General features: G+C 67.6%; 17 protein-coding genes. 7 read left to right on the top strand and 10 right to left on the bottom strand.

Features of this window, described 5'->3' with window-relative positions; genetic code table 11:
- Positions 1 to 35: 35 nt before the first annotated feature.
- A complete protein-coding gene (locus E9536_RS27455) occupies positions 36 to 902 on the bottom strand; it encodes a PASTA domain-containing protein (RefSeq protein WP_136471327.1) in 867 nt (288 codons plus the stop codon).
- A gap of 336 nt (positions 903 to 1,238) precedes the next feature.
- Between E9536_RS27455 and E9536_RS27450 the strand changes: the two genes are divergently transcribed.
- From E9536_RS27450 to E9536_RS27430, 5 genes are all read left to right on the top strand, one after another.
- Positions 1,239 to 1,619, top strand: a complete 381-nt coding sequence (locus E9536_RS27450; protein WP_136471325.1) for a hypothetical protein — start codon at positions 1,239 to 1,241, stop codon at positions 1,617 to 1,619.
- Entirely contained in the window at positions 1,603 to 2,550 is a 948-nt protein-coding gene (locus tag E9536_RS27445) for a hypothetical protein (protein ID WP_247873514.1), read from the top strand. The genes E9536_RS27450 and E9536_RS27445 overlap by 17 nt, the downstream gene beginning before the upstream one ends.
- A 150-nt stretch (positions 2,551 to 2,700) precedes the next feature.
- A complete protein-coding gene (locus E9536_RS27440) occupies positions 2,701 to 3,303 on the top strand; it encodes a TetR/AcrR family transcriptional regulator (protein WP_059696745.1) in 603 nt (200 codons plus the stop codon).
- Between the two features lie 424 nt (positions 3,304 to 3,727).
- Positions 3,728 to 4,447, top strand: coding sequence for a response regulator transcription factor (locus E9536_RS27435; protein WP_021162521.1), 720 nt, complete (start codon positions 3,728 to 3,730; stop codon positions 4,445 to 4,447).
- Positions 4,447 to 5,952 carry a HAMP domain-containing sensor histidine kinase gene (locus tag E9536_RS27430; RefSeq protein ID WP_136471323.1) on the top strand — a complete coding sequence of 502 codons (1,506 nt, stop codon included), beginning with the start codon at positions 4,447 to 4,449 and terminating at the stop codon, positions 5,950 to 5,952. Before E9536_RS27435 ends, E9536_RS27430 begins: the two co-directional genes overlap by 1 nt.
- 19 nt (positions 5,953 to 5,971) lie before the next feature.
- Here the strand turns inward: E9536_RS27430 and E9536_RS27425 are convergent, their stop codons facing one another.
- Together E9536_RS27425 and E9536_RS27415 are read right to left on the bottom strand one after the other, a co-directional pair.
- Positions 5,972 to 7,075 (bottom strand): AraC family transcriptional regulator, encoded by a 1,104-nt coding sequence (locus tag E9536_RS27425; protein ID WP_059696744.1) that lies wholly within the window; start codon positions 7,073 to 7,075, stop codon positions 5,972 to 5,974.
- A gap of 452 nt (positions 7,076 to 7,527) precedes the next feature.
- On the bottom strand, positions 7,528 to 8,316 hold the full coding sequence (locus E9536_RS27415) for an HAD-IIB family hydrolase (RefSeq protein WP_136471316.1): 789 nt from the start codon (positions 8,314 to 8,316) through the stop codon (positions 7,528 to 7,530).
- Between the two features lie 301 nt (positions 8,317 to 8,617).
- Here E9536_RS27415 and E9536_RS27410 point away from each other — a divergent pair, with 301 nt between their 5' ends.
- Both E9536_RS27410 and E9536_RS27405 read left to right on the top strand, forming a co-directional pair.
- On the top strand, positions 8,618 to 10,252 hold the full coding sequence (locus tag E9536_RS27410) for an AMP-binding protein (protein ID WP_059685891.1): 1,635 nt from the start codon (positions 8,618 to 8,620) through the stop codon (positions 10,250 to 10,252).
- A complete protein-coding gene (locus E9536_RS27405; RefSeq protein ID WP_081066175.1) occupies positions 10,252 to 11,406 on the top strand; it encodes an AraC family transcriptional regulator in 1,155 nt (384 codons plus the stop codon). The genes E9536_RS27410 and E9536_RS27405 overlap by 1 nt, the downstream gene beginning before the upstream one ends.
- A gap of 95 nt (positions 11,407 to 11,501) precedes the next feature.
- Here the strand turns inward: E9536_RS27405 and E9536_RS27400 are convergent, their stop codons facing one another.
- The 7 genes from E9536_RS27400 to E9536_RS27370 form a co-directional block, all read right to left on the bottom strand.
- Entirely contained in the window at positions 11,502 to 12,131 is a 630-nt protein-coding gene (locus E9536_RS27400; RefSeq protein ID WP_136471314.1) for an ABC-type transport auxiliary lipoprotein family protein, read from the bottom strand.
- A complete protein-coding gene (locus E9536_RS27395; RefSeq protein WP_060172824.1) occupies positions 12,128 to 13,798 on the bottom strand; it encodes an MlaD family protein in 1,671 nt (556 codons plus the stop codon). The genes E9536_RS27400 and E9536_RS27395 overlap by 4 nt, the downstream gene beginning before the upstream one ends.
- Positions 13,795 to 14,442, bottom strand: a complete 648-nt coding sequence (locus tag E9536_RS27390; protein WP_060198443.1) for a paraquat-inducible protein A — start codon at positions 14,440 to 14,442, stop codon at positions 13,795 to 13,797. Before E9536_RS27390 ends, E9536_RS27395 begins: the two co-directional genes overlap by 4 nt.
- Positions 14,439 to 15,086, bottom strand: a complete 648-nt coding sequence (locus E9536_RS27385) for a paraquat-inducible protein A (protein WP_136471312.1) — start codon at positions 15,084 to 15,086, stop codon at positions 14,439 to 14,441. Before E9536_RS27385 ends, E9536_RS27390 begins: the two co-directional genes overlap by 4 nt.
- Positions 15,087 to 15,467: 381 nt before the next feature.
- Positions 15,468 to 15,728 (bottom strand): hypothetical protein, encoded by a 261-nt coding sequence (locus E9536_RS27380; protein WP_124918927.1) that lies wholly within the window; start codon positions 15,726 to 15,728, stop codon positions 15,468 to 15,470.
- Positions 15,725 to 16,414 (bottom strand): response regulator, encoded by a 690-nt coding sequence (locus E9536_RS27375; protein WP_027792342.1) that lies wholly within the window; start codon positions 16,412 to 16,414, stop codon positions 15,725 to 15,727. Before E9536_RS27375 ends, E9536_RS27380 begins: the two co-directional genes overlap by 4 nt.
- Before the next feature lie 113 nt (positions 16,415 to 16,527).
- Positions 16,528 to 17,970 (bottom strand): efflux transporter outer membrane subunit, encoded by a 1,443-nt coding sequence (locus E9536_RS27370; RefSeq protein WP_136471310.1) that lies wholly within the window; start codon positions 17,968 to 17,970, stop codon positions 16,528 to 16,530.
- Position 17,971 lies beyond the last annotated feature (1 nt).

Here is a 17,971-nt window from a genome sequence, read left to right as displayed (position 1 = left end):
GGGCGCGGCCGGGCAGCGCGGCGGGCGATGGGGGATCAGCGGCACTTGACGTCGTAGTCCGTGACGGACGGGAGAGCGCCTTCGCCTACGGTGGTCAAGGTCAGCTTGCCGGCAGGGCCCGTGTAGCCGAAGTCGCAAAAGGCGAGCCCGGTGCCCGCGCAGGACTCGGTCTCGACAATGCCGCGCCTGACCAGGGCGGACTGCCGCGGCTCTCCGCTGGCGCCGCCTCGCACCGGATTCCATCCGTTGGCGATCAGTGCCTTGCGGGCCTTGTCGATCGGCATGTTGTAGACGTTGGGCACCTTCGCGCGGCCTTGGCATACGGCGTCTTCGTCGGCCACCCTGGACAGGCGCAACGTGCCGTCGCGGTCGACGTGCAGGTCGCCGGCGGGCGAGGGCGCGATGTCGCCATCCCAGATGCGCACGGCGCCGCTTTCGAGCGGGGCCAGTCTGCCGATGGCGGTATCTTCCGCCGATTTGCCATAGGCCAGCGCGATCAGCCTGCCGTTCTCGAACACGGCCACGTTGCCTTGCGTGATGCTGCAGGTGCCGCTGGTCGCTGCCTCCATCTGGCCCGCGAAGCTGATCGCGCGGTAGGGTCCCAGCGGCATGTCCGACATGACGGCCCAGCCTTGCGCTGCCACCAGCCTGGCCGCCGCCGATTTCGGCTGGATGACCAGTTGCGAGCAGTCTCCGCGATCGTTGGCGCTACCAGCCATGGGTAGATTCGCGAGCGGCTTCATGCGGATGTCCTTCAACTCGGACACGACGCGTGGCGCGGATACGGTCGTTTGTGCGGCGGCCGGCACGGTGAGCGCAAGGCCGAGCATCAGGCCGGCGCCATACAGGCAGCTCGATGCGAACGATGCGGCGAAACGAGGCGGAAAGGAGGCGCGCGGCATGGCGGAGAAATCCGTAGAGGTCGTGGAAGCGGGCTACGAGGTACGGTGCGTTTGTGTTTGCCTGTTGCCGGCATCGCGAGAGGGAATGCGTCGCCGGGTAACGTTTTTATGAAGCGCTTCCGCTTCCCGAATATCAGGATCGGAAAATATATTCAAAGGCAATAAAGCGGAGGCCGTTGCGCATGCATCGGCTGTTTCCGCTTCGACATTCGGGATTCTAGTCAAAGTAGATCGACTAGTATACATTCGTCATATCTTGCTTCCCGATCCGTAAAGACAGGCACCTGTTATCCGGCAGGAGGCGACGCCGAATCCGGTACAGGCAGGAATTTCACCATGACGCTGAAAGCCGGTATCGATGAAATCGCCCGGAGCCTCGACGGATTGCATCCGCCCTGGTTGCCCGCGTACGACATGCGGGCCTATGCGGCGAAAGTGGATTCGGAATGCGGATATGGCTCCGACATGATGGTCGCCATCGAGATCGATACGAGAATGTTCGAGGAGATTGTTGCATTCGTGCATGTGTGCGGCGCGTTTGCTTCGCTGCAACCGTCCACTGCGCGACAGTACGCATGCGTGCGCAATGACAGCGCGGAAATCGACGACGTGCTTGCACTCAATGCTTCCCGGGCATGTCCGACATACACGGGGTTGCTGAAGTCGCTCGGGGCATCGTCGTGCGATGTGCGCTGGATTGATGTTCAACCCCAATGAGGGCTTGGTGCCGATTCAATCTGTACTGCGACGCATCGCGTTCGCAGTCGCGATCGGCGCCGGGCCGAAGATGACCAAGCCTTTCGGACGCCGTGCCATGCAGACAAGCGTATTCAGGAACCCCCCCGTTTTGTTCGCCCTGGTCAATCAGGCGCTCGCCCGCATCCCGCGTCGACGCCGGACGGCTCTTGGCGCGACAGTCGGGCTAATGCTGGCCGCCAGCGTGTTTTCGGGGTGTGCGCCCCTGTCGGCGTCTGCGCCGACGGATCCTCAGCAACAGCTTGCCGCAGAGCAGCGCAATGCGAATGCGTTGTACAGCCAGAAGGTGTTGGCCTACAAGCCGATGTTCGAGAATCCCGGCGGCTATGGTCGAGCGCAGATACTGGACGCATACGAGGCGGTCCTCCAGCAGTACTCCGTTGCTGCAATCACGTATGTCCGTACCATCTATCCCGACGCTCGACAGACGCTTCCGCCTGCCCTGCAGCCATTGCCGGCGCCGTCGGGGCCGGTTACGCTGGCGGTCGTCAATCGCGACTACGAGCATGTGCTTGGAATGGGCGCTGCGATGTGGGAGATGGATATGGCGGCGAACTTCGGCCGGCCGTCCCGGTTCCCGATACCGAAATACACCGGCCCGGTGCTCATCATGCCGCCTACGCCACCGTTTCCGCCCCTGCAGGATGTTCGCGATCCGAAGTTCGCACGGCTCGTGGCCATGACGAAGAAACTGGACGATGCGCAGAAGGCGGATCTGGCACGAGAGCATGCCGCGATCGAACAGCAGTATGCCGAGCAGGCCGCGTGGCGGGCTCGACACCCGATGGGCCAGTACGATCACATCGATCCGAGAACCGGACTACCGTATGCGGCCCCGCAACAGGAGACGCAGCGGTGGTGCATGATGAACGGCGGCCGGGTGCCTTGCTGAGATCGCCGAGAGCAGGGGGCATGGCGGCCACGTGTTTGACGCCCTGCAAGGCGTGGTCGTACCGGCAGCCTGCAACGCTTGCCCTGCAACCTGAAGAATCGGTGCTGGCGGTGGTGCTAAGATGCCGCCCCGTAGTCAGGAGAAGCATGCATGCGCGCGAGCAAACGCCAGCAGGTGGTGGACAAGGCCGGTGAGTTGTTTTCCCGCCATGGCTTTCATCCGGTCGGTATCGACCGGATCATCGCCGAGGCCGACGTGGCTCGCATGACGCTCTACCATCACTTCGCGAGCAAGGACGATCTGATCAAGGCGGTGCTGGAGCAGCGCTACACCTTCATCATGGACAGCATTGCCGCCAAGCTCGAACCCATGGCGGATGCCACTGCGCGCCTGAAGGGGATCTTCGACTGGTACGGCGTCTGGTTTCGCAGCCCCGAGTTTGCGGGCTGCCTGTTCGAGCGTGCGCTGGCCGAGTTCGGCGCGACCTGTCCCAAGGTGACCGACGTCGCAGTGCGCTACCGGGACGACCTGTTGGCCATCATGGAGCGATTGCTGTCCGAGATCATTCCGCGTCGCCGCGCACATCAGCTGGCCGGCGTGTATGTGATGTTGCTGAGCGGGGCGACAGCGGATGCGCGTGCGATCGGAGATCCACGTGCCGCCGCACGGGCGTGGGAGGCGGCGAAGGTGTTGCTGAATGAGTCGACGGTCGCAACCGGGAGTACGCGTCAAACGCGTAGCCGTCCGGGTTAGGCGTTTGCTGTCGGCCTCCCGCTGCGCGTTCCGTGCGCCGCGCGTGCCGGTCGGCGGCACTGAATGTCGGAGGCGCCATTCACATTCACACAGCGTGCAGCGCGGATTCGGATCGGCAATCCGGGGCGCGCCGCCATCGCTCGACAGATCCGAGCCCGAGTGTCCAGCTTGCGTCCGGACGGAACGGCGCAGGTCCCGTTTCATGGGGCCGGATTGGAAAGCCATGCCGGCATTGGCTCACGGGGCGGACACGATGCAAAGATAAACGAAATGTGATCCCTCCCTCCCGCAAAATTTTGCACAATGGCGGCAGCGCGGCGCATTGCCGCGATTCGCTCCCCGGGAACCCGGCCAGCCGGCCCGGGCCCGGGGCCGGCCCGAACCGATACCCGACCCCGGCACAGACGTGCCGCCATCCGCCGCCATGGACCAACCGAAACGCATCCTGATCGTCGAAGACGACGCCGACATCGCCGACGTGCTCAGCCTGCACCTGCGCGACGAGCGCTACGAGGTCGTGCACAGCGCGGACGGCGCCGAAGGGTTGCGCCTGCTCGAGCAGGGCGGCTGGGATGCGCTGATCCTCGACCTGATGCTGCCGGGCGTCGACGGCCTGGAGATCTGCCGGCGCGCGCGGGCGATGACGCGCTACACGCCGATCATCATCACGAGCGCGCGTTCGAGCGAGGTGCACCGGATCCTCGGCCTCGAGCTCGGCGCCGACGACTATCTGGCCAAGCCGTTCTCGGTGCTCGAACTCGTCGCGCGTGTGAAGGCGCTGCTGCGCCGCGTCGATGCGCTCGCGCGCGATTCGCGGATCGATGCGGGTACGCTCGACGTCGCGGGGCTGGCGATCGACCCGATCGCGCGCGAAGCGAGCGTGGACGGCGCGCGCATCGACCTCACGCCGCGCGAATTCGACCTGCTGTATTTCTTCGCGCGGCACCCGGGCAAGGTGTTCTCGCGGATGGACCTGCTCAATGCCGTGTGGGGCTACCAGCACGAAGGCTACGAACACACGGTCAACACCCATATCAACCGGCTGCGCGCGAAGATCGAGGCCGATCCGGCGGAGCCCGTGCGGATCCTCACCGTGTGGGGCCGCGGCTACAAGCTTGCCGCACCGGGCCAGCGGGACGGATGATGAAGCTCACCCTCACCCAGCGGCTGTCGCTCGTGTTCTCGGTGCTGCTGCTCGCGTGCTCGGGCGCATCGGCGTGGCTGCAGATCCGCGCGAACGACATGCGCGAACAGGAAGTCGTGCAGGGGCTGTCGCGTGACCTGGCCGCCAATATCGTCAACAGCGTGACCCACAGCGCGCCGCTGATGGACGCGAACGGGCTGCGCCCGGACGCCGTGCGCACGCTGTTCGGCCAGCTGATGGGCGTGAACCCGAGCGTCGAGGTCTATCTGCTCGACAACGCGGGGCGCATCAAGGGCGACGATGCGCCGCCCGGCCACGTGAAGCGCGACCGCGTCGATCTCGCCCCCGTGCAGCGCTTCATCGCGGGCGAACCGCTGCCGATCCTCGGCGACGACCCGCGCAGCCCCGACGCACGCAAGGTCTTCAGCGCCGCGCCGCTGCAGCGCGCGGGGCAGCCTCCGTCGGGCTACATCTACGTGGTGCTGCTCGGCGAGGCGCACGACCGGCTGGCCGCGCGCGTGGACGCCGGCAACGTGCTGCGCACGACGCTGTGGTCGATGGCGCTCGTCGCGCTGCTCGGCCTGCTCGCGGGCCTCACCGCGTTCAGCTTCATCACGCGCCCGCTGCGCCGGCTGACGGACGCGATGCGCCGCTTCGACGCGAACGGCGCGCCCGACACGCAGCCGCCGGTGCCGCGCTCGCGGCCGGGCCGGCGCGGCGACGACATCGTCGTGCTCGAGTCCGCGTTCGCGCAGATGGCCGACCGGATCGGCGACCAGTGGCGCGCGCTGACGCATCAGGACCAGCAGCGGCGCGAGCTGATCACGAACATCTCGCACGACCTGCGCACGCCGCTCACGTCGCTGCACGGCTACCTGGAGACGCTGTCGCTGAAGGCCGATACGCTCGCCGACACCGAACGGCGTCGCTACCTGTCGATCGCACTCGCGCAGAGCGCGAAGGTCGGGCGGCTCGCGCAGGCGCTGTTCGAGCTCGCACGCCTCGAATCGGGCGGCGTGCAGGCCGAGCGCGAGCCGTTCTCGCTCGTCGATCTCGTGCAGGACGTGTTCCAGAAGTTCGAGCTGACCGCGCAGGCGCGCGGTGTCGCGCTGCATGCGCGGATTCCGGCGCGGGTACCGGTCGTGTCGGCCGATCTCGGGATGATCGAGCGCGTGCTGACCAACCTGCTCGACAACGCGCTGCGGCACACGCCTGTGCATGGCGAGGTCGAGGTCGCGCTGGAGCCGCGCGGCGACCGCGTGCTCGTGACCGTGGCCGATACCGGGGAGGGGATTCCGGCGGCGCGGCGCGAAGGGTTGTTCCAGCGGCCGCAGCGGCCGATGAGCGGCGGCGCGGTGACGAGCGGCGGGCTCGGGCTGCTGATCGTGCACCGGATGCTGGCGCTCAACGGCAGCAGTATCCGGCTGGTCGACCGGCCCGGGCGGGGGGCGGTATTCGAGTTCGCGCTGGCGGTGGCCGTGCCCCCGACCGGCGACGGGCGCTGAGCGCGGTCACTGCTCGCGCTCAGCCGCCGCGCTTGTTGCGCCGCACGTCGCTCGGCGTCATGCCGGTCCAGCGCTTGAACGCGTGGCGGAAACCCACCGCATCGCTGAAGCCGAGCGTCGATGCGATGTCCTCGGTGCTGAGCGTGGTCGTGCTGAGATAGTCGATCGCGAGCGCCTTGCGCACGCTCGCCAGCAGTTCGCTGTACGAGGTGCCTTCGGCTTCGAGCTTGCGGCGCAGCGTGCGCGACGTGATGCAGAGGATCGCCGCGATCGCGTCGATATCGGGGAATTGTCCGGGCGTGCGGGTGAGTTCCTGGTACACGCGCCGCGTGACGCCGGCCTGGCTGCGCAATTCGTCGAGCAGGCTCGCGCAGTGCGACGACACTTGCGCGGCGGTAATCGGATTCGCGAGCTGCGGCGCGCGCGCGAGCCACGCGGCCGGATAGCTGAGCACGTGATGCGGCTGGTCGAACGCGATCGGGCATTCGAGCGCATCGCCCAGCAGCGCCGCGTGCGCCGGCTGCGGCTGCGCGAACTGCGCGCGCGCCGGCACGCACCACGCACCCATCACGTCCTTGATGATCGTCACGTGCAGCGCGAACTGCATGTCGATCAGGAAACGGTACAGCGGCTCGTCGAGATCGGGCAGCGCGACTTCGTGCCGGTCGGGAAACAGCCACGACGCGGTATCGCCCTGTTCGACCCAGCGGATCGCGAGCATGCCGTTCGCGAGCCGGTGATATTTGACGGCCGATTCGAACGCGTGCGCGAGCGATTCCGAGCACAGCATCGCGTAGCCGTACATCCCGTAGCTCGACACGTGCAGCCGGTGGCCGACGCGCACGCCGAGGTCGGAGCCGTCATAGCGGCCGATGGCATTGCGCGCGGCCGTGAGGAACTGCAGCGGCGACGTGAGCGTGAACGGGTCCGCGACGGCGGCCGGCGTGAGGCCGGTACCGTCGAGCACCGCGACCGGGTCGATGCCGGCTTGTGCGGCCACGTCGAGCAGCACGGCCAGCTTGGCCGGCGTGAAGCGCTGCTGGCGCAACGCGTGGGCCGGCTCGAGGTCCGGCAGGCGGGCTGCGCGGGCGGTCGTCGGGTTCAAGGGCACACTGCGCGGCATGGGAACATCCTGCGTCCGAATCGATATCGTTTACGGCACGCAATTCTGCTCGGGATCGGTCCCATGCGCCACAGGGTTCACCCTGACGATCACGCGACAGGATCACGCGACAGTCGATGCGCGAGCGCGGTCAGCCCCGCTAGGGCCTGTTCACGCTAATAACGGGCTTGCGCTGGCCCCCAGAAGGGCCGAGCGCAAGGATTGCGACGACCAACGGAAGTCCCCGTGGGACGAAGCGAATACTCGACGTATTCGCGAGGAGCATGACGCGGCGATCGGCCCTTCTGGGGGCCAGCCCCACGAACGAATTTTTCTAAACAGGGGAACGTGCCTTTCCGCCCACATTGCGGCGTCGTGCGTCGCTTGTTTGGCACGGCCAAACGGCGCTCCTTACTCCTTGCACTGCGAGCGGAAAGGCACGTTCGCAAGCCCGTTATTAGCGTGAACAGGCCCTAGTCCGCGCGCGTGCGCAGGATCGCGTCGGCGAACTCCACGAACCCGCTGCCGCCCGGGCCCTGCGTGATCCAGCGCGGCAACGCGGGCAACTGCCGCAGATACTCGACCACGGTGCTCATGCCGGCCGTGTGCGTGAAGTAGCCGAACATCGGCGCATCGTTGGTGGAGTCGCCGGAATAGGCGACACAATCGCGCGCCGCGCCGGCGCCCGCATCGACACCGAACGTTTCCGACAGCACGCGCAGCGACATCGACAGCTTGTCGTACCCGCCGACCCACCCGATGATCCACAGGTTGTTGATGGTCGCGTCCGCGCCGGCCTCGACCAGCGCGTCGCGGATCCGGTCGTCCTGGTCGCCGCCGGTGCGGGCGTATGCGAGCGACGTCAGCCTGAAATCCTGGTCGTCGGCGGGGCGGGCGGCGGGGACGGCCGCCTCGACCTGCCGCGCGATGCGCCGGAGTGCGTCGCGCGCGCCGGCGAGCGCATCGTCCGCATGCCAGTAACGGCGTTCGACGCCGTGCCCGTCCGGGCCGCGCCGGATGAAAAGGCCGCCGTTCTCCGCGATCACGCCGTCGACCGGCCACATGCGCGCCATCTGGTCGCACCAGCCCGCCGGCGCGGCCGTCACCGGGATCACGCGGATGCCGCCCGCCTGCAGGCGTTCGAGTGCCGTGTAGGTGCGGGCGGACAGGCGGCCATGATGGGTCAGGGTCTCGTCCATGTCGGTCAGCAGGAAGCGGACGGACGAGAAGGTGTCGGCGGGGGCCAGGGAAAGCGGCTGCATGGTTTCGACAGCGGAATGACAGGCGTCGATTATGAAGAAGGGCGCCCGGCCGTGCCATGCCGCTTGCTGCTTTGCAATTCGTGCCGGGGAATAAGCGGTTTCCTGCGCCGGCCGGCGAAGTTGTCTGGACAAGCGCGCCCGCCCGCGTGTCCGTTTCGATCATCTTTTCGGCCGCCCGGATCATTTTCAAAGCGGCCCGCGCGGGCGATAGTCGCCGGTCAGGCGACGGCCCGCGCTTCTGGCGTGCAGGCCGTCGTGCGAACGGCGCGCGGCCGGCGCGCCGTCCCCCGTGGAGTGAGACATGACGAAGAGACACTGGACCGGGTCGTATGGCTCGATCCCCGCCGAGATCGATCCCGATCGCCATCCTTCCGTAAGCGCGCTGCTGGACGACGCGATGCACCGTTTCGCCGATCGTCCGGCGTTCCATTCGTACGGCCGCACGCTCACCTATGCCGACGTCGACCGCCTGTCGACGGCGCTGGCCGCTTATCTGCAGCAGGTCGTGGGCGTGCGCAAGGGCGATCGCGTGGCCGTGATGCTGCCCAACGTGCTCGCGTTTCCGGTCGCGTTCGTCGCGGTCGCGAAGATCGGCGCGATCCAGGTCAACGTGAACCCGCTCTACACGGCGCGCGAGCTCGAGCATCAGCTCAACGACGCGGGCGTCGAAGTCGCCCTGGTGTGCGGCGGGTCGATGGGCACGTTCGCCGAGGTGGTCGGCGGCACGCGCGTGCGTACCGTGCTGAGCGTCGGGCGCGGCGATCTCGGCGTCGTCGATGCGCCGGCCGGTGCATGCGACGCGCTGCCGCCTGGTTCGATCCCGCTCGCCGACGCCATCGCCGCCGGCGAATCGCTCGCGTTCGAGCCGGTGCCGCTCGGCGGCGCGGACCTGCTGCTGCTGCAGTACACGGGCGGCACGACCGGCCTGTCGAAGGGGGCCGCGCTGTCGCACCGCAACCTCGTCGCGAACATCGCGCAGTTCGGCGCGATCGTGCCGGCCGCGCGCGAGCCGGGCGAGGAGGTCGTCGTCACGGCGATCCCGATGTATCACATCTTCGCGCTGACGGTGAACTTCCTGTCCTACTTCGCGATCGGCGCACAGAACTGGCTGGTCGCGAACCCGCGCGACATGGACGGTTTCATCGACGTGCTGAAGGCCGCGCGGCCGACGGTGTTCGTCGGCGTGAACACGCTGTATGCGGGGCTCGCCGGCCATCCGCGCCTGACGGAAGTCGACTGGTCGCGGCTGAAGCTGTCGGCCGGCGGCGGCGCGGCCGTGATCGACGTGATCTCGTCGCGCTGGAAGGCGGTGACGGGCAACTTCATCCGCGAGGGTTACGGGCTGTCGGAAACGTCGCCGGTCGTGTCGTTCAACCCGCAGTCGATCGACACGTTCACGGGCACCACGGGCCTGCCGCTGCCGTCGACCGACGTGAAGCTGCTCGACGACCAGGATCGCGAAGTCGCGATCGGCGAAGCCGGCGAAATCTGCGTGAAGGGGCCGCAGGTGATGAGCGGCTACTGGCAGAAACCGGACGCGAATGCGGCCGCGTTCACGACCGACGGCTATTTCCGCACGGGTGACGTCGGCGTGTTCGACGAAGCCGGTTTCCTGCGGATCGTCGACCGCAAGAAGGACATGATCATCGTGTCGGGCTTCAACGTGTACCCGAACGAGGTGGAAGCCGTCGCGACCGCCATGCCGGGCGTTGCCGAATGCGCGTGCATCGGCGTGCCGGACGCGCGCACGGGCGAGGCCGTCAAGCTGTTCGTCGTGCTGGCGCAGGATGCGTACGTCTCGGAGGAACAACTCGTCGCGCATTGCCGCGCGAGCCTCGCGGCCTACAAGGTGCCGAAGCTGATCCGCTTCGTCGACCGCCTGCCGAAGTCGACCGTCGGCAAGATCCTGCGCCGGGAACTCAGCCGCACCGACTGATGGCGTCGGCGCGCCGCGCAAGGCCCGGCGCGCCCCGGGCCCGGAAGGCTCCGCGCGGGCCGCTCAAGTACAATGCGAGCGGTTCGACCGACGGGGACGCGATGACCGGTTCAGATGCACTTTCCGCCCAGCCCGGGCCCGGGCGGGCGCTGCCTTCGCCGAGCGCGACGGTGCCGATCTCGCTCGTCAACGGCTTCCTCGCGAGCGCGGGCGTGCAGCGCGACGTGGTCGAGCGCTACCTGCGCGGGGCCGGCATCCCGATCGAGCTGCTCGGCGAACCGCATGCGCGCGTGACGGAAGAGCAGTTCTCGACGCTGTACCGCACGCTCGCGATCGACCTCGACGACGAGATGCCCGGCATCTTCTCGCGCCCGCTGCGCGGCGGCACGCTGAAATACCTGTGCCTGAGCCTGCTCGACGCGCGCAACCTCGAAACGGCGCAGTATCGTTTCGGGCAATTCTTCCATATCCTGCTCGACGATTTCTTCGTCGAATCGAAGCGCGACGGCCTCGTCGCGCAGGTGCTGCTGCGCCCGAACGACGCGATCGGCCCGATCGGCGCGCTCGGCCAGGAGCTGATGCTCAAGCTCGTGCACGGCGTGTGCTCCTGGCTGATCGGGCAGAAGATCCCGCTGCTGCAGATCGAGTTCGCGTGCCCGCGGCCGCGCCATGCGGTCGACCACCTGTATTTCTTTACCGGCTCCGTGGCGTTCGACTGCGAGCGCACGCTGATGCGCTTCAGCGCGGACTACCTCGATGCGCCGATCCGGCAGAGCAAGCGCAACCTGCGCAAGTTCCTCGCGCGCGCGCCCGGCGACTGGATCTTCGAATCGTTCAGCGAACAGCTCGTGTGCCATCGCGTGCGGCAGTACCTGTCGGCCGCGTTGCCCGACCTGCCGGTGATCGACCAGGCGGCCGAGCACCTGCATTGCTCGGTGCGCACGTTGAGCCGCCACCTGGCCGCCGAAGGGACGACGTTCCAGGTGCTCAAGGACGAACTACGTCGCGACATCGCGATCCAGCGGCTGACCGACACGCCCGACACGATCGCGGCGATCGGCGCCGACATCGGCTTCGACGATCCGAGCGCGTTCCATCGCGCGTTCCGGCACTGGACGGGGAGCACGCCGGGCACTTACCGGCGGCGCGCGTAGCGCATCGCTTCAAAGGTTCAAGGACCAACGTAGCCGGTTCCCATAACCGGCTCCCTTCGCGCGCTCCCATGGATGGCTCCCATCGGCGGGATGATTTACGAATCGGCGGGACAGGCGGGGCGCCCGCTGCCGAAGCTGCGCACGGTGCTCGCAATCCGGGCGGCGAACTGCCCGATCATGCGCTGCTGCACGCGCACCATGTCGGCATGACTTCCAGGGGCGGCCTCGTCGAGCCGCGTGCTGCACGAAATGCGCGGGCCCGGCATGTCCTGCTGCACGCCGACGACCCAGTCGGCTTCGAACTGGGCCCGGCTCCCGGGCCACGCATCGAAGCGGCGCACCTGCGTGCGGATGCTCATGACGGTCTGGTTTGACGGGCGCGGCAGGCCGGTGACGTTGCGCGCCCCCAGCTGCTCGACGAGCGCCGACGAAAGCGCCGCGCGCAGCTCGTCGCCGAGCGGGGCGATCCAGCGTTCGTTGTCGAGTATCACCGCGGTGCCCGCGCCGCTGCGAACGACCATCTGCTGCTGGTCGAGCTGGGCGGGGATGCCGACCGGCAACACGTTGATCGCGAGCGGCGCGGTGCCGCGCGCGGCCGTCGCCGTCGCGGACGTGGCCGGCGAGATGAGCGTGTAGTAATGCACCGGGTTCGACGCGCACGCGGTCAGCGCGATGACGGCACCGGCGCCCAGGGCGATCGTCCTGGCGCGAATCGGGAAGCTCATGGTTGTCGTGGCTCCTGCTGGACAGGCGGGGTTGAAGTGTCGGCCGGCGCGAGCGGTGCATGATCGGCCCCGGTTCCCCGGAGCAGCGATTCGGGACGGCGGCCCAGCATGTCCGTCAGCGTGCGCAGCGATCGCGCGGTACGCTGGACTTCGGTCAGCGTGTTCGCCAGGTTTTCCTGAAGCGGACCGTCCTCGGCGATACCCTGGCGCAACGCGCCGAACGTCTGGTTCGCCTGGTCGAGCGTGCGCGCCGTCGACGGCAGCAGCTGGCCGTTCACTTGCCTGAGCGTCGCGTCCAGGTTCGTCAGGCTGGAATCGACGTGCTTGCCGATCGATTCCAGCGGCATCTTGTTGATCTTCTCGACGATGTCGGCGATCTGCTCCGGCAGCTTGTCGAACGTGCTCGTGACGGTGGGAATGGTCAGCGGCGTCGCGTTGGCATCGAACGGCACCTTCGGCGCGTTCTTCACGAAATCGAACGAGATGTAGAGCTGCCCGGTCAGCAGGTTGCCGGTACGCGTCTCCGCCCGGAGCCCGTGCTCGACCAGGCCCGCGAGAAACTGGGCCGCGCGCGGATTGCCGTTGCCGTCGGTCTTCTGCAGTTTCTCGACGACGGGCCCGAGCCGATACGGATAGACCTTGACCATGACGATGGACTGGAAGCGCCGGGACGCACGGTCGAAGTCGAGCCGGGTCGAGACGACCGCGCCCATTTCGATGCCGGAGAATTCCACCGGCGCCCCGACCGCGAGTCCGCGCAGCGGCTGTTCGAAACGCAGCCGGATGAGCTGGGACGGGCCGTCCGGCGCGGCCATCGCGGCGGCTTCGTCGACGGCGAGCGTAAACAGCTTGCCGGCAGGGGCGGCCGTCGTGCCGCCGTCTTCCGGTGTCGCGAACGCGATGCCGCCGCCCACGATCGTCGCGACCGACTGGGTTTTCAGCTTCAGGCCGTTCGCGTCGAGCGAAAGATCCATGCCGCTCGCGTTCCAGAAGCGCGTATCGGTCGTCACCAGCCGGTCGTACGGCGCGTCGATGAACACCTGCAGGTTCATGTCGCGACTGTGCATGTCGAGCTTGTACGACGCGACGTGGCCCACCATCAGATGGCGGTAGTAGACCGGCGAGCCGATATCGAGCGAGCCGAGATCGGCGGCCCGCAACGCGAAGCTCGTCCCCGGCGTGCCGTTGATGACGGTCGGCGGCGTTTCGAGCCCGGTGTAGGCTTTGCGCGCCTTGTCGGAGCGGCCCGTGTCCATGCCGATGTACGCGCCGGAGAACAGCGTATCGATGCCCGATACGCCGCTCATGCCGACGCGGGGTCGCACAACCCAGAAGCGCGTGTCGTCGCGAATGAGGTTGCGCGCATTCTTCACGAACGAAACCGTCGCGACCACGTGTGAACTGTCGTCGCTCAGCGAAATGGCGGTCACGGTGCCGATCACGACGTCCTTGTACTTGACGGGTGTCTTGCCGGCCTCGAGGCCTTGCGCGGTGTTGAACGTGATCGTGATTTCCGGTCCGACGGACAACCACGCGTGGATCACCATCGACAGGCCGATCAGCGCCGCGACGAGCGGCACGAGCCAGACGAGCGAAAGCCGCATGCGGTTGCGTGACACGGGCGGGTCGTGGGGTTCGAGGCCTTGCGGGCCGGATGCAGGATTCATGCTTCTTCGGCGTCCCAAATGAGGCGTGGGTCAAAACTCATCGCGGACAGCATCGTGAGGATGACGACCATGCCGAAAAACAAAATGCCGGCGCGCGGTTCGATCTCGGACAGCGGACCGAACTTCACCAGCGCACAGATGATCGCGACGACCAGCACGTCCAGCATCGACCAGTAGCCGACCAGCTCGACCGCGCGGTACAGCACGGCCCGCTCGCGCATGGCCGACACGCTGCGCCGGCCGGTCGTGACGAGCAGCATGGCGATCGCGAGGAACTTCGTACACGGCACGACGACACTCGCGATGAAGATCACCGACGCGATGCCGTACGAGCCGGCTTTCCAGAACACCACGACGCCGCTGAGGATCGTCGATTCGCTGTGGCTGCCGAGCAGCGTGGTGCGCATCACCGGCAACAGGTTGGCCGGGATGTAGAAGATCAGGCTGGCGATCAGCAGCGCCCACGCACGCACGATGCTGTCCGGACGACGCGCGTGCAGCGCGGACCCGCACCGCGGGCAGCGTGCCGTTTCGGCGGCGTGCGGATGGGTGTCGGTTGTGGCGGATGCGTGCGCGCGGCAGACGAGGCCGCACGCATGGCACCCGACCATGCCCAGCTGACCGGCGCGCACGGGCAGGCTCACGGGCGGCCTCCGGCGGGTTCCACCGGCACGACCCGGTCCCATAGCTGGCGTGCGTCGTGCCCCGCGATCAGCAGGATCAGCACCATCAGCACGGCCGTGGCCCACAGGCCGGCGCCGGGAATGATCTGCATGAGGCTGGACAGCTTGATGATCGCGATGAGGATGCCGAGCAATCCGACCTCGATCATGCTCCATGGCCGCAGCGCGACGAGCAGCCGCATCAGCGGGCCGAACGCGGGCGCGCGACGCCCCGCACGGGCAAAGGCCAGCAACCAGATCAGCGTCGCGATCTGCAGGAACGGCACCACGACGATGGCGAAGGCCGTCGGAATCGCGATCGGCGCGGCGAAGCCGTGGGCCAGCGCGAGCGCGGATTGCCACAGCGTGGCTTCGCTGTGCAGCCCCTGCACGCCGATCCGCATGATCGGGCAGAGGTTGGCGATCGCGAAGACCACGCCGGCCGCGACCGCCAGCGCGAGCCACCGGTCGATATCGAGCCAGCTCGATCGAAACAGCACCGCGGAACACCGTTCGCAACGCGCGACCTCGTGAGGCGCCAGCGCGCGGCGTCGGTAGATGCTGTCGCAATGCTCGCAGGCGATCAGGGTCGGAAACGTGTCCATGTGTTCGGGTGGCTCGCGCATGCGGATTCGATGACTTGCTTCGCAGTGTGTGTGGCGTCGATGGACGTTGTTATGCGGTTCGATGGAGAAACGATGGAGCCGCTATCGAAACGCGCAGGCCGCCGCGCGGCCTTGCCGGGGCGGCTTTCCGCGCGCGCACGATCCGTTACGGCAATGGCGAGCCGGGGTTCGACGGGAGCGCCATCGTTCGCCGGCCTTTCGACGAATCGAATGGGCAGCAGCGCCGTGCACGATGTCCGCCATCGAAGCGGGCGCGACGAACGACGCGAAGCCGTTGCCCCCGCATGCTCGTCGAGACGTGCATGACGCAACCCGATCTGCTGCGCGTAGCGGAGGTTCAGGCGATGTCGTTTCACGAGGGCGGCGAATGCGCGCGGCGGGTTACGAACGCGTCCTGCGCGCCAGCTTGACGAGGTCGACGACCGTCGCGACCAGCCCGGCCAGCAGCACGGCGGCGAGCACCAGATAGCTCGGCGTCTCCCGGATCACGACCGCGATCGGGTTGTCGGTCGCGGGAGACGAAACGACGAGGATCAGGCCGTAGACGACGAACCATCCGGTCGCGACCGTCAGCACGACAGCAACCGTCAGGAGCCCGACGATTCGCGCGACACGCAGCCTCGATCGATGATGCGGGTTCACTGGCTGCTTCGCAGCCGATAGCCGACGCCGCGCATCACCTCCGGCATCCCGGACGCGCCCGCGCATTCGAGCTTCTTGCGCAACCGGCTGATATGGCTGTCGACGGTGCGTTCCAGCGCATCGACGTCGGCGAGGCAGGCGTCGATCAGTTCGCTGCGCGTGAACACGCGGTTCGGCGAGCCGGCCAGGTGGGCGAGCAGCCGGAATTCGGTCAGCGTCAGCGCGATGCTGGTTTCCCCGCTGTCCGTGCGGACCGTGGTCAGATAGCTTTGCGTATCGATTTCGAGGTTGCCGACCTTGATGAAGCGTCCCGCGGCGGCGGTTTCCAGACGGCGCAGGATCGCCCGGATGCGCGCGACCACCTCGGCCGGGTTGAACGGCTTCGTGATGTAGTCGTCCGCGCCGAAGCGCAGGCCCTGCAAGCGATCGATTTCGCGGTCGAGCGCCGTGATGATGACGATCGGCGTGTCGCCGCGGCGGCGCAGTTCGACCAGGACTTCCCAGCCGTCCTTGTTCGGCATCCTGACGTCGAGCAGGATCAGGTCGGGTTTCAGCACGCGCTGCACGTCGAGCACGGCCTGGCCGTGACCGACGCGATAGGTGCGAAAGCCGTCGTGAGCCAGGTAGGCGTCGAGTATGTCGGCGATCTCCGGATCGTCTTCGGCAATGAGTATCAGAGGGTTCATCGGTATCACTGAAAGTGAACGTGACCTGCAGGCGGGCCGGCGGCGCGGCACGTGCGCCGCCGGACTTCACCGTGCGTTCGGGCGTCGCGAACGGATCGGCGACGACGCGTTGCTCAGTTGTTCGCCACGTTGTTGGCGGGAGGCACATCGGTGTCGACCAGTCCGCCACCGAGCGCCTTGTAGAGTGCGACCGCGTTGCCCAGTTCGGCGTTGCGCAGATCCAGCAGGGCCTGACGCGCGGCATACAGCTGGCGCTGCGAGTCGAGCAGTTCCAGCCGGTCCTCGATGCCGGCCCGATAGCGCAGGTTCACGAGATCGGTACGGCGCTCGGCGCTCTTGACGACGCGGTTTTGCGCATCGATCTGCCGGGTGAACGTCTCGCGCCCGGCGAGGCCGTCGGCCACTTCGCGGAACGCGGTCTGGATCGCGCGTTCGTATTCGACGACCGCGCTGGACTTGCGCACTTCCGCGAGATTCAGTTCGGCACGCAGCCGGCCGCCCTGGAAGATCGGCAACGTGACCTGCGGCGCGAAGCTCCACACGTTCTGGCCGCCGGCGAACAGGCTGCCCAGCCCCGGGCTCAGGAAACCGATCGACGACGTCAGCGACAGCCGCGGGAAGAACGCCGCGCGTGCCGCGCCGATGTCGGCGTTGGCGGCGACGAGGTTCTGCTCGGCCTGCTGGATGTCCGGCCGGCGGTACAGCAATTCCGACGGCAGGCCGGCCGGCAGTTGCGTCATCACCGGCTGGCGTTCCAGCGACAGCGGGTCGGGCAGGTTTTTCGGCAGGTCGGTGCCGACCAGCAGCCGCAGCGCGTTGCCCGCCTGCTCGACGGCGCGCGAGCGTGCTTCGAGATCGGCGCTGGCGCTCGCGACCTGGCCTTCGGCCTGCGCGATGTCGACGCCGCTCGCCTGATCCGCGAGCTTGAGCCGGCGCGCGAGGTCGAGCGACTGGCGCCAGTCGTTCAGCGTGCGCTCGGACAACGCGCGCTGTTCCTGCGCGAGACGCTCCGCGAAATACGCGTTGGCCACGGAGCCGACGAGCGCAATCTGTACCGCGCGGCGGCCGTGATCGGTCGCGAGGTAGCGCGCGAACGCCGCATCGGACAGCGACTTCACGCGGCCGAACAGGTCGATCTCGAACGCGCTGACGCCGACGTTCACGCCGTACTGGTTCTGCGTCGTCTCGAAGATCGGCGGGTTCGATTGCGAGTCGGCCGGCGTGCGCTGGCGCGTGAAGCTCGCGCCGGCGGCGATCGACGGCAGGCGCGCGGAACGCTGGATGCCGTACTGTGCTTCGGCGGCCTGCACGTTCAAAGCGGCCAGGCGCAGGTCGCGGTTGTTCTCGAGCGCGAGCTCGATCAGGCGCTGCAGGCGGCGGTCGCCGAACATCGTGCGCCAGCCGAGATCGGCCGCGTTCGCGTGCTGGTCTGCCGCGGCAGCGGTCGTGTAGGCGGTCGGCACCGGCATCGCGGGCTTGACCAGCTTCGGGGCCATCGAGCATGCCGACAGCGCGAGGGCGGCGGACACGGCCGCGGTAAGAATGAGCAATCGCATG

The organism is Burkholderia sp. LS-044, assembly GCF_004803625.1.
Classification (GTDB): Bacteria; Pseudomonadota; Gammaproteobacteria; order Burkholderiales; family Burkholderiaceae; genus Burkholderia; species Burkholderia cepacia.
The sequence above is the reverse complement of the archived record's forward strand: the minus strand, read 5'-3'. Positions and strand labels throughout refer to the sequence as shown.